Origin of the sequence: Chryseobacterium culicis, assembly GCF_002979755.1 — a bacterium.
In the GTDB taxonomy this organism is placed as follows: Bacteria; Bacteroidota; Bacteroidia; order Flavobacteriales; family Weeksellaceae; genus Chryseobacterium; species Chryseobacterium culicis_A.
The window spans coordinates 115,851-129,897 of record NZ_PCPP01000007.1; the positions used below are offsets into that span (position 1 = coordinate 115,851).

Sequence of the window (14,047 nt, forward strand, 5' to 3'; positions counted from 1 at the left end):
TTTAAAAAATGACACGTTAAACAGTGTACAGATAGTAAAAAGACTCCATATTTTGGAGTCTTTTGTTTTTATGTTAATTCCTTGAATTCTTATTTGAAATTTAAGTTAAAAATCATTCGCACGTCAAATGAAAACATTAATTAGTTTAAATTGCTATATTTGGGAGTTTTAAAAATTAATAATGATATTTTCTTTACAAGGCACTGTTCAAGAACTTACGCCTACCTACGCTGTCATTAATGTACAAGGAGTTGGTTACTACGTGGGAATCAGTTTGATGACCTCACAAACGCTGGTTTTGAATCAGCAGACCTTTTTATTTATCCAGCAGATCATCCGTGAAGATGCCCATCTTCTCTTTGGATTTAACACACGTTCAGAAAAAGAAATGTTCAATCTGTTAATAAGCGTTAATGGAGTAGGAGCTGTTTCAGCACTTATTCTATTGTCTACATTAAGCCTTGATGAGATTGCTTCTGCCATACTTTCCGGAAACAGCGCATTGATCCAAAAAGCCAAAGGAATCGGTGCTAAAACTGCTGAAAGAATTATCGTAGATCTTAAAGATAAAGTACAGAAATACAGTGATCCGAATGCGAACATTTCTGTAATGGCGGATAATAAAATTAAGGAAGAATCGTTATCTGCATTAGAAGTTTTAGGCATTCCTAAACGAACGAGCGAGAAGATTGCGGATAGAATTATAAAACAAAATCCAAGCATCTCGGTAGAAGAATTGGTTAAACAAATCTTAAAAAACATTTAACATTTGGTGGCGAATATTAAGCATCTTAACATATTTTTGTTCCTGTCGTTCCTGTGTATGTCTGTCAGTGCTTTTGCACAGGCACAGAAAGATACAGCGATCATAAGAAAACAATATGAAGTGGCCGACCCTACGAGGTACGAAGCCTATTACGACATAAAAACCGGGATGTACTATGTGTATCCCAAAATCGGAAATACCATTACAGGTCCTCCTACAGCCATGTCTCCGGAAGAATATAAAGAATATATGCTTGCCAGCCAGACAAAAGCTTATTACAAGGAGAAATCTGATAAATATAACCTTCTCTTCAGAAAAGACAGATCCGATGCGAGAAAGCAGGGGCTAATTCCTTCATTGTTAATTAATAACAGGCTTTTTGAAACGATTTTCGGAGGTAACAAAATTGAAATCATCCCTTCAGGGTATGCATCCCTTGATTTTGCAGGACTTTACCAGAAAATTGATAACCCGATGATCCTGCCGCAAAACAGGACCAGTTTTACCTTTGATATCGATCAGAGAATTCAGCTGGGATTATTGGGGAAAGTAGGGGAAAACCTTCAGTTAAAGGCCAATTATGATACCCAGAGTGGTTTTGCTTTTGAAAACAGAATGAATCTTGTTTGGCAGGCAAAAGGAAGCTGGAAAGATCTTCAAAGTAAAGGTCTTGGAAATGTAGATAAGCCCAACGAAGGAGGAGAAGATAAAATTATCAAAAGAGTTGAATTTGGTAACGTAAATATGCCGCTTTCAACCAGCCTTATCCGTGGTTCACAATCATTGTTCGGGGTGAAAACAGAGTTTCAGTTAGGAAAAACATTTGGAACGGTTGTCCTTTCCCAGCAACAGGGAGAGGCTCGTAATATTGTAGTACAGGGTGGTGGTGTGATGAACAACTTTAAAGTCAATGCGATTGACTATGAAGAAAACCAGCACTTCTTTTTAGGCCATTATTTCCTGAACAAGTATGATGATGCCTTACTTAATTATCCACAGATCAACTCCACAATCAATATTACCAGAATGGAAGTCTGGGTACTTGATCAGGGGAACAGTAATCTCGCTTATCAAAAAAGTATTATCGGGATCAGAGACCTTGGAGAAGGTCCTGGAGGAGTTACTCTGCCGGATAACTCGCTGAACGGATTATATGATGAGGTATCAGTTGTAGCCGGAACAAGAGAAGCAGGGAAAAATTACAATGCTCTTTTTCAAGGGCATGTCTTCCCGGGAACACCTACTCCCTATAATAACGGAGAAGAATTTCTTCTTGCTACAAAAGCAAGAAAACTGAATGCTAATGAATTTACCTACCAACCTCAGTTAGGATATATTTCATTAAATCAAAAGCTTAATGACCAGCAGCTTTTAGCCGTTTCCTACTCTTATACGGTTAACGGAAGTAATAAAGTATACAAAGTAGGAGAGTTCTCTGAAGAAAGCCCGGTGTTGATCACCAAAGTATTGAGAGTAAATAATAAAGTGAACACTCAATCTCCGATGTGGGACCTGATGATGAAGAATGTTTATTCTATGGATGCAGGACAGGTATCTCCCGATGGTTTTATTCTTAATGTTTATTACAGAGATCCAAAAACAGGAGGTAAAGTAAACTATCTTCCTGACACTCCTGTAAAAGATCAGAACTTATTGAAGTTATTCAACTGGGATCGTCTCAACATGAACGGTGATATCCAGAACAATAAAGACGGAAGTAAAGGAGACGGTATTTTCGACTTTGTCAATGGGATTACCATCAGACCGGAAACAGGAAGAGTGATTTTTACCAAAGTACAGCCTTTCGGTAAATTTCTGGAAGCAAAATTAGGTACAAGTGATCCTCAATATGTATTTCAGGATCTTTATACCAAACAAAAACAACAAGCGTCCGCCAGTAACCTTTCTCAGAGGTATACCATGGAAGGCCGTTATAAAGGTGTTCAGGGACAAGGTATTTCTCTGGGAGCAGTAAACGTTCCTCAGGGATCAGTAAAAGTAGCTGCAAATGGAGTACAGCTTACAGAAGGTGTAGACTATACGGTAGACTATATGCTTGGTACGGTTACGATCATTAATGAAAATGTAAAACAGTCCGGACAGGCAATCAATATTTCACTTGAAAACCAATTGACATTTAATACCCAAAGAAAAAGATTCTTAGGATTAAATTTAGAAAGAAGATTTAGTGAAAACTTTATCTTAGGAGGAACAGTGATCAATTACTCTGAGTCTCCACTAACCCAGAAAGTAAACTTCGGACAGGAGGCGGTAAACAATACCATGGCAGGGATCAACTTGATGTACAACAATCAGGCTCCTTACCTTACAAGATTGACCAACAAACTTCCAATGGTAAAAACGGAAGCTCCATCCAACTTAAACTTCAAGATGGAAGCGGCGTACTTATTACCTGGATTGAATAAAGGCACAAACAACCAGTCTTACATTGATGATTTTGAACAAACAACTTCTAAAATATCATTAAAAGAACCGGCAGCATGGAGCCTTGCTTCAAAACCGGAAAAAAATACACTGCCACCATTTAATACAGTGCCAGGAGATGACGATATAACAAGTGGATATGGAAGAGGATTATTAACATGGTATAATATCGACCCTAGATTCTGGGGCGTTGGAGGAAAAGCACCTGCAGGAGTTACTCCACAGTCTGTATCCAATCATGCTTCCAGAAGAGTACAATATTCGGAGATTTATAATAACAGAGATTTCGTAGCAGGAGAACAAACCTTTACGAATACTTTCGATATTTCATATTTCCCTAAAGAAAAAGGACCATACAACGTAAATCCATTAACGGAACAGGCACAAAGTAGATGGGCGGGGATCATGAGATCGATCAGTGTTCCCAACTTTGTTACTTCAAACATTGAATACGTTGAATTCTGGATGATGGATCCCTATGCAGACGGTAAAACACTGGGTACTGATCCAAAACTTTTACTTCACTTAGGAAACGTTTCTGAAGATGTATTGAAGGATGGGAAAATGCAGTATGAAAATGGATTGCCAACTCCAGGTACACCATCTTCTACAACGAATTCAAACTGGGGAATACAGCCAAAACAACCACCAATTTTATATGCCTTTTCTACAGAAGGAGAAGACAGAAAAGTGCAGGATGCAGGATATGACGGTCTTACTTCTGATCAGGAAGCGATGAGATTCGGAAATACTTTTGTAAACCCGGTAACCAATATTGCTGACCCTGCAGTGGATGACTTTGTATTCTATCTTTCTGATAAATTTACAGGAAGTCAGGCTGCTTCAGTCGTAGAGAGATACAAGTATTTCAGAAATCCTGAAGGAAACTCAGAAGCCAACTCTCTGAATGTGGCTTCACAAACTCCGGATGCTGAAGATATCAATAAAGACTACAACCTTGATCAGACTGAAAACTATAATCAGTATGTGATCAAACTTGATAAGCAAAGTTTAGCGCTGGGAGGAAACAATATTGTAGATGTAAAAACAGTAAAAGCAACATTCCAGAACGGACAGTCTTCAGATGTTAAATGGTACCTGTTTAGAATTCCTGTAGCAAATTATGATCCAGCTGAAGGTACACACGAAGATGAAGTATTAAATAACGTAAGATTTGCAAGGTTGATGCTTGCAGGATTTGATCAGACCTCTACTCTGAGATTCGGAACAATGGATCTTGTAAGATCAGACTGGAGAAAGTATACAGGTAAAATTGCAAGTTTAAATGTTACTAATCCAGAAGAAGGAACAGGAACTGTGACAGATCCTAATTTTGAAATAGGAAGTGTAAATATTGAAGAAAATGCATTAAACAAACCTCCATATGTATTGCCTCCGGGAATTGACAGACAGGTATTGAGTGGAAATGCAGGAGCGCAGAGACAGAATGAAGCTTCACTTTACATGAAAGTAAAAGAGCTTAAAACTGAGGCAAGAGGTGTGTTCAAAAATACAACGTTGGATATGAGAAGATACAAAAAGCTGAAGCTGTTTGTGCACGCTCATGATCCGGAAAATAGAGATTTAAATGTAGGGTCATATGATCCTAAGACAAAATTCTTTATTCGTTTTGGAAGTGACGCGACTGATAACTATTATGAATATGAATCTACAATGAAGCTTACTTCTACAACTGCTACAGCTCCTATGGAGATCTGGCCGATGGAAAATGAAGTTGATTTTGATGTTCAGAACTTTGTAGATGCTAAAATCAGAAGGGACAAATCGGGTGTTGCAATCACGAATAGAACAATGGATCTTGTCTATCAGGAACCGTATAAAAATATTTATATAAAAGGTAGACCAAGTTTAGGAAATATTACCACCATTATGATTGGGGTAAGAAATGCAGATCCAAGAACAAATTCTACTATCACAAGAGTTCTATGGGTAAACGAAATCCGTCTTTCTGAAATTGAAAATGATGGAGGATATGCAGGAAATGCCAGCTTAAACTTTAATATGGGAGACCTGGCAACAGTGAATGCCAATGCCTCTTATACCTCAGTTGGTTTCGGGAATATTGATTCAAAACCTGCTGAAAGAACCCAGTCTACTCAATCAGCATTCAGTATTAATACGGCGATTAATGTAGATAAATTCCTTCCTGAAAAAACCGGAGTGAAGATTCCTTTAAACTATTCTTACTCGCAGACTATTGAAGATCCAAAGTACAACCCTCTGGATACCGACGTAGAATTCAATAAAGCTCCGAACAAAGATCAATTGAAAAAGGTAGCGAGAACATATACTCAACAGAGAAGTATAGGTGTGGTTAATATGCATAAAGAAAGAGTAAATCCAAATAAAAAGTCTAAGTTTTATGATATTGAAAACGTTTCAGTAACGGCTGTTTATAACGATGATTATTTCAGAGACATCTATACCAAGAGAAATTACAGACAGTATCTGAGAGGATATATTGATTATAACTACACGTTTAAACCGTGGGTACTTAAGCCTTTCAACAAGATGATCAGTGATACGGCAAAGTCTACAAAATATCTGAGATGGGTGAAGGAATTCAATATTAACCCAATTCCTACAAGAATATCTTTCAGAACTGAAATCGACAGAAATTACAACGAGCTTGAGTTCAGAAATGTGGAAGCTATCCTGAATGGTGACATGAACAATAATTTTGATGCTATCAGAAACAGAAACTTCTTCTTTGGATGGCAGTATGGATTAGGATTCAATTTCACAAAATCATTAAAACTGGAAATCAACTCTGCAACCAGAACGCTGAATGATAATCTGGATGTGAATTCGATGGACAACAAGTCAATCTTCGGAAATGTATTCAGAGCAGGAAGACCGGTATTGTATAACCACAGAGCACAGTTAAACTATAAATTACCATTCCAGTATCTGCCTTATCTGGACTTTATTGATGCGGAAGTAGGATATGGATTTACCTATAACTGGGCGGCGAGATCTACTTCGTTGACTGGATTTGTGGATCCTAACAACAATAATAAAACAACAAGTTTAGGATCTATAGGCCAGAATACGAATGTTATTCAGGCAACAGCTTCTGCAGATCTTCCGAAGTTCTTTGGCCAGTTTAATTATTTCAAAAATATTAATGCCAAACTTCAGAAACGCAGACAGGAAATGGACTCTCTGAATAATGTGTATGCGAAACAGTGGGAGAAAAACAGATACAGGTATAAGAAATATAAATTTAAGAATAAGCTTACTCCACTTCAAAGTGCAGCATTCTTACTGACTTCTTTCAAACAGTTAAACGTAAGTTATAACGAAACGAATGGAACAGTACTTCCGGGACTAATATCAGCTCCAAACTGGTATGGATCTGGACAGACACTTGGAGGGCCAACTCTAGGATTCCTTTTAGGATCACAAGCTGACATCAGAAGAACAGTAATGGAAAACGGATGGGTGAGTGACTCTAATTATATGACGGATCCATATGTAAGAATGTCGACCAAAGAATTGAGAGCCGACTTACAGGTGATGCCGATGAATGATTTAAGAGTTGACCTTAATGTGTTGCATACTTTTAACAGTAACTTCTCACATACAGGATTTAACTATATCAATGGTGGGGTTTCTGATCCTGACTTTACATTTGCTAGTGAGATGACAACGTATTCCAATACGACGATGCTTCTTAGCACATCATTTAAAGATGGGCAGGCAGTTTACCAGGCGATCAGAGAAAATGCGAGAGCTCTTTCTCAACAACTGGGAGATCCGGGAGCAGTATTGGATAACAACGGATTTGCTAAGCATTACAGCATTGGAAATGCCTATGTATTGATTCCTGCCTTTAGAGCAGCGATGGAAGGAAAATCAGTGACGCCTATGGGCAATCCTAAAAAATCAGGATTCCCGTTACCAAACTGGAGAATTACCTATTCCGGATTGAAAAATATCCCGATGATCAGCGGGCAGTTCACGAAGTTTGATATCTTACATGCCTATACCGCCACCTATACGGCAACAGGTATTCAGAGTAACGTAGATTATCACGGTAACCCGAACGGATATTATCAGACAGTAGATAATGCAGGTAATGTGGTCAAAGATGGAGGTGATAAAATTAACCCGTATACATTCGCCCAGGTGGGATATGTAGAATCTTTCTCACCGCTTATTGGAGTAGATGTTACCATGAGAAACAATATGCAGTTCGGAATACAGTACAACAGAACCAGAATGATGGTACTGGGGTTAGTTAACCAGACGCTTACCGAAGATGCCAATACAGAATATGTAGTAAGACTTGGGTATATTATCAGAAACTTCAGATTAGGAACAGCCAATATCAGAGGAAGAGGAACAAGAGGAAAAGGAAGTGACCTTAACATCAGAGGAGATATTTCATTAAGAGACAGTAAAACATCCATTATGAATATTCTGTTAAATGATGCACAGGTTACAGGAGGACAGAGATTGATGAATATCAAACTTTCCGCAGACTATAACGTTTCCGAAAACCTGAACCTGAGAGTATTCTACGAACAGATGACCTCAAAGTATAAGATCTCTACAGCATTCCCACTGTCTACAGTGAGAGCAGGTATTTCTGCCACATTTACATTCGGAGATTCCGGAGGTGGATTCTAAGAATAATAAATTAATACAAAAAAAATATCCCTTTCAAAAAGGGATATTTTTTTTTAATAATAATTATTAATACGACATGTTTTGTCGTTGTAATGGGATATTTTTGTGGTATCAATTAATACCATGAATTCATTTAAATAAGAGTGTATTGTAATTCTCGATTTCATGAATTAATTGATTTGAAATTATTTAATTATACTAAAAAATTAATTTAAATTTATGAAAACAAAATTATTCTCGATGGCCTTATTGGTTTCATCATTTGCCTTTTCACAACAGGCTCAAACATTTTCTCAAGTTACTATCCAGAGTACCTCTCCTATTTTATATCTGAAGCGAAGTACCAATGAAACTGGATTTATCCGTGGGATTCAAACTCAATATTTTAATGGTGATAATGGATGGTTTTTTGGAGATGTGAATGGTAGCCAATGGATGGTTTCCAAAGGAGATTATAAAAATCCCAAACTTGTTATCAACGATGCTAATGGATTTGTAGGAATAGGAACAGACTCTCCTTTAGCTAAACTTGATGTATCAGGAAATATTATAACTGGAGCTGGTGATTCTGTAACTGGTGTCAACGCTTTTGCCATAAGATATGCAGATGGTTCATTGAATAACTGGGGGAGCTTGCGAAGCTCGTCGGCATCCTATATGAGTTTTGGAGTAAAAGCAAATAACTCAGATGTCGGATGGTTATCCAGTACCGGAACATTAAACATTGCAAAAACAGCTGTTACATTAGATAGCGAAGGATTTAAGTTCCTTACTTCAGCATCTCAGCAGATCGCATTAAATTCTCCTGTTACAATGAATGAAATAATGAAAATTTCTCCTACAGGAAATGCCTTACTGCAAGGTAAGTTGGAAGCTAAAGAACTCAAAGTAACACTAACTCCAACTGCTGATTTTGTATTTGAGGAAAGCTATAATCTTCCCAATCTTGAAGAGGTAGCAAAACATATTAAAGAAAAAAAGCATCTTCCTGAAATTGCTTCTGCCAAGGAAATGGAAAAAGAAGGGGTAAACATAGGAGAGTTTCAGATTAAACTTTTACAGAAGATCGAAGAATTGACATTATACGTAATTGAACAAAATAAGCAATTGAAAAAGCAGGCTGAAGAAATTGAAGAACTGAACCAAAAATTAAAAACAAAATAATGAAAAAAGGCATAATCGTATTTTTTATACTTTTTAATTCTTTGCTTTTTTCTCAGGAAAGCGAAGGTGGGAGACCACTTTTTTATGATTATATGACTTCAGGAATTAATGGACCTGTAATTAATATTGATGAATCTTATTTTACTCCTGGTGATCTATTAGGAAAACTAAAAATAATTAGTAAAACTCTGAATAATGAGCTTGAGCTTAAAAATTTGGAAGCTTATATAAAGGAATATCCAAAAATAAATAGTCTTAATTTTTACGGCAAAAAAATTGAAATAAAAAAAGATTTTAAATTAGAGTCTACAAAATTTAAATTAGAAGATAAATTCATTTGCTTATTGAAAATTAGATCAGAAAATGCATATTCACTTCAAGCTTTTTTTTCAAAATTTACTATGCCTGACGGAGCAAAGTTTTTTTTATATAATGCGGAAGGAATGATTCTTGGATCTTTTAATAGTAAAAACAGTATAATTTCAAAGGAGTCTGAAAATGTATTTGTGACGCAACCAATACAAGGAAACGAGATCTATCTTGAACTTGATTTAGAAAATGAAAGTGATCTTGCTAAAGTTGATATTCAAGTAAACACAATTATGCATGGTTTTTCAAATTTATATGCAAGTGATGGTCCGTTTTCAGGTTCTGATGCTACAACTTATACTTCTTGTAATAAAAATGTATCTTGTGTTGATGGAAGTCTTTTAGAGGGTAATAGTTATAATAGTACTATTAATAAAGGAAATATTAAATCAGTTGGACTTATTGTAAACACTAATACACTATACGGATTCACATGTTCTGGAACATTAATTAATAATACAAAGCAAGACGGAGCACCTTATTTCTTAACAGCGGAACACTGTGTTAAGGGAACGCCTCAGCAACCTGTTTTTTTGAATGAATCTGTTGTTATTTTTAATCATGAAACCAAATTGTGTAATGGTGATGGTAATACTATAGGTGGTAATATTTCTTCACCCTCCACTAATTCGGTAAGTGGAATGCAAATACTTACTTCTATAGGGATAACGAAATATCCGGATGGGACCTTCAGTGGCTTATCACAAGATTTCGCATTGGTGAAATTAAATACAACTCCTGAAGTTTTAAAAAAATATAAAGTATGTTATTCTGGATGGTCTACTGCACAGTTCCCCAATAATATTGGTTCTTCTTTTACAGCTCACCATCCCTCTGGAGTAGTAAAGAAAATATCAATAACAAATCAGAGTTATATTACTCCTACAAACTTCTCTGCAGTATATGGTTTTTCCAATATAGAAAGTCCTAATGTTTATTTTTCAAAAAGTTTTAGTACAAATTTAAGTCAGGGATATTTTTTGGCTACAGAATTTGCAAATGGCTTTCCTTACCATGGTTCCTCTGGTGCTTCTTTATTTACAAGAGATGGATTTATTTTAGGTACTTTATCTTCAGGACCTGAGCGGGAGATTTCTAATGAAACTCCAACTAAACCAATCAATGTATTGCAAGAAAAATTTAAAGCATGTGGTAGCACAATTACAAATAAAGCTAAGTATAATGTCTTGTTTTCAAGGTTTTGGAGAGATTATATATTTATGCAGCCATGGTTGAATCCTGATAGTCAAAATGTACAGTCTATTGGTAATTATTGCCCTGCTGGAATAGGAGCTTGGGGAAGCGTTAATATTGAAAACCCTCAAGAAGGTTGCAACCCTCCTCTATATGTCAAAGATCTTTATTATAGCCCAGATTATTTGGAAACGACAACCAAAGATCTAAATCAATATAGAGTAAGACCCTTTTCTACATATGGGAAAAAAATATATGTAAAAAATGATTTTATTCCTTCTGTTGGAGATACTGAAATTAATGAGCCTAAGATGAGTAATAAACTTTTATGCTTAGGAATTGATAGGACATGTCAAGGGTATTATTACTTAAATCATTCTTATAGGATAGGAAATAATTTCGTAAAAAAAATTAAAGCAAAAGACATAATCATGACTAATCAGTTTAGTATTGGTGGGATTTTTCCAGCGGTCGAGCCTAGTTTGATAAATGCTGATGAAGATAGAGTTGCTGTTTTATTAAGACAAAGAAAATATGTGAGTTCTGATAGATATAATAAATTTGAAGTAAATGTTTATAAATATAATGAATTAAATAATGAATACGATACTGAGTCTGTCATTGATGTATTACCTAATGCTTTAGAACTTCAACAAACTTTTCCTTATTATGAAGAGAATGATATGAAAACTTTTTTTGAAAAAAATACTATTCTCATTTTAGTTCCATATGCGTATTTGACAAGAATAGGATTAATAAAGATTTATAGAGAAAATGAAAATTCACCATGGGTTAAAAAGGTTTTTCCATTAATATATGAAGGAGGTTTTAACCAATTTTATAATCATGGAATAGCCTTTTATAAAAAAGATTTATTACTTATTCAAGCTGGTTCATTCGGAAGTTTAGCATTTAACATTAAGTCAGGAACAGCAGGCACTCCTGAACTTTTATTTGCAAAAAAAACGGCTGCTGATATGTTAGTTCCAGTAAATATGAATTATCAAGGGGATGATATTTACGAAATTTTCGGGCACAAAACTTCTAATCAAATTGATGTGTGGAGATTTAATCTTTCTACACAATCGTTGAATAAGTATACAACAATTCATTTAGATGGTAGCCGGGTTGGCTATAAAAATATTTACGTTAATCGTAATATGATGATTGTTGCAGAAAATAGAAATCGTAATAATCCAGATTTTCCATTAGATATAAGAAATAAAAGGACATTATACTATAAAGAAGGTAATCAATGGAATCATGGAGGAGTTTCTTATACGGCTATAGCTAAAACATATCCGTTATTTAATAATGAATTAATTACTTTAAATGATTCATTTTTTTTAGATGATATAGAATGGAAATATCTTAATGGAGGAGGAACAACAGGATATAGGACAAGACTTTTTCCTGCCTATAATCTTATAAACGCTGAACATTTGAAGAAAATATTTGGTGAACCTCTATCAGGAGCATATATGAACTTAGACAATATTGAGCGCGATGAATGGTTTGTTGGTCAGGAAGGGGTAACAAAAAAATATGATAATACATTACAACCAGGAAGGTTATTAAAAGTAATTACAGCTGATACTTATGATGGGGTAGGAACATCTATTATGAATGGATTAATAAAGATGGATTATCGAAATCCTAAAACTTATATTTTAAGCCATCTTACCGCTCCCTTAGTGGGAAATAAGAAAGTAAAACTTGAAGCTGAGCATTCTGTTGTAATAAAACCTGGATTTGAAATATCAGCGAATACCGGAGCAGAGCTTTATCTTAAAACAACAAGTTCCGAGCCTTATCCTGAATCATTAACATATGATGATATGCTACATCCTGTACTTTCAGATTATCATGATAAAGCTAGTAAGAAAATGGCAAATTCAACGCTTAAGCTTTCTAAAAAAGACTTGTCTATTTATGGAGAAATTGTGCTTAATAGTACCCTTTCAAATCAGGAAATTGTTATTGATAGGGTAGTGAAACTGTATCCTAACCCTACCAGAGACATACTTAATATTGACTTTAATGGTAAAAAATTCAAAACACTGGAAGTATATTCTATAGATGCTAAAAAGATAATAACCAAAGAAGTATCATCATTGAATACCACTGAAGTCAATTTATCTCAATATCCTGCAGGTATCTATATGGTAACACTTATAGACTCAACAGGTAAAAGCTATCCTAATAAGATCATTAAAAAATAATCTTTCTCGTTAAATCGCTGCACTAGCAGCGATTTTTTATTTTCATTCGAAATTTCTTCAAGTTACTTATTTATGCTTTGAACCTTTTAGAATTTTGAATACATTTGTACAAAATAAAAATTAAAAAATGAACACACCATCAGAATTAAAGTACACGAAAGATCACGAATGGATCAAGATCGAAGGTAACGTTGCTACAATTGGTATTACAGACTTCGCTCAGGGAGAACTTGGAGATATCGTTTACGTTGACGTAGATACTGTAGATGATGATCTTAATGGAGGAGATGTTTTCGGAAGTGTAGAAGCAGTAAAAACTGTTTCAGATCTATTCTTACCTATCGCTGGAAAGGTTATTGAGTTCAATTCAGAATTAGAAGCTCAGCCTGAACTGTTAAATACAGATCCTTATGGAGACGGATGGATCATCAAATTGGAAATTGCTGATGGGGCAGATCAGTCAGAGTTACTTTCTGCAGATGATTACAAAGCTATCATTGGATAAGATTTCAAAAATATTTAGTAAGATACTGCCCATTTATTGGGCATTTCTTACTTATATGCTTCTCAAACCCGGAGAAGAAAACCATGAATATTGGTTCATGTTCAGCGGTATAGACAAGGTATTGCATCTCAGTATATTTGCTGCCTTGGGGTTCTCTTTTATCGCCGCATTCCCCAAAATAAAATTCTCATACTTTTTTCAGATCATCCTTATCTATGGATTCCTTACAGAAATCCTGCAGGAAGAAATGGGATTAGGGAGGTCTATGGAAACATTAGATATCGTAGCGGATACTATTGGATGTCTACTAGGATACTTTAGCTATAAGTTACTAGTCAAACGTTTTCTCTGATTGTTCCTTTGGAAGAATTAATCGATTGGTATTCCCATCCTTAACGTAAACTTGACATTCTCACTCTCCAACCCTCTGACTCTGCAATTTTTCAGGAGCTATTTCCTGCTCTCCATTTCTACTCCTCGCGCCTTTGCTGTTGTCCCACGCTCAGCCCCGATGACTCTCCACTCCAAGCTGCGGGGTAACCATTTCTATCAGGGCTAGGGGAGAAGAGGGAAAGGAATTATGAATTATAAATTATAAATGATGAATGATGAATGATGAATGATGAATGATGAATGATGAATTCGGGGTTTGGGTTTTGAGTTACGTGTTTCGAGTTTTGTGTTCTGTATTTTGATATTTGATTTCCGGATTTTCAGGCTTTGTGT

At 35.5% G+C, this 14,047-nt stretch carries 6 protein-coding genes; all 6 read left to right on the top strand.

What is annotated here, in order from left to right:
• Window positions 1-181: 181 nt before the first annotated feature.
• The 6 genes from ruvA to CQ022_RS22290 all read left to right on the top strand — a co-directional run bounded on the left by ruvA (window position 182) and on the right by CQ022_RS22290 (window position 13,673).
• Window positions 182-766, top strand: coding sequence for a Holliday junction branch migration protein RuvA (gene ruvA, locus CQ022_RS22265; protein ID WP_105684660.1), 585 nt, complete (start codon window positions 182-184; stop codon window positions 764-766).
• A gap of 57 nt (window positions 767-823) precedes the next feature.
• Window positions 824-7,867 carry a cell surface protein SprA gene (sprA, locus tag CQ022_RS22270; protein WP_105684661.1) on the top strand — a complete coding sequence of 2,348 codons (7,044 nt, stop codon included), beginning with the start codon at window positions 824-826 and terminating at the stop codon, window positions 7,865-7,867.
• 219 nt (window positions 7,868-8,086) lie between these two features.
• Entirely contained in the window at window positions 8,087-9,031 is a 945-nt protein-coding gene (locus tag CQ022_RS23230; RefSeq protein WP_228421862.1) for a hypothetical protein, read from the top strand.
• Complete coding sequence (locus tag CQ022_RS22280) at window positions 9,031-12,816, top strand: T9SS type A sorting domain-containing protein (protein ID WP_105684662.1); 3,786 nt, start codon at window positions 9,031-9,033, stop codon at window positions 12,814-12,816. The genes CQ022_RS23230 and CQ022_RS22280 overlap by 1 nt, the downstream gene beginning before the upstream one ends.
• Window positions 12,817-12,943: 127 nt before the next feature.
• The gene (gene gcvH / locus CQ022_RS22285) at window positions 12,944-13,321 is read left to right on the top strand and encodes a glycine cleavage system protein GcvH (RefSeq protein WP_105684663.1); all 378 of its coding nucleotides are present in this window, start codon (window positions 12,944-12,946) and stop codon (window positions 13,319-13,321) included.
• Window positions 13,296-13,673, top strand: coding sequence for a VanZ family protein (locus CQ022_RS22290; protein ID WP_105684664.1), 378 nt, complete (start codon window positions 13,296-13,298; stop codon window positions 13,671-13,673). The genes gcvH and CQ022_RS22290 overlap by 26 nt, the downstream gene beginning before the upstream one ends.
• The last annotated feature ends 374 nt before the right edge of the window (window positions 13,674-14,047 follow it).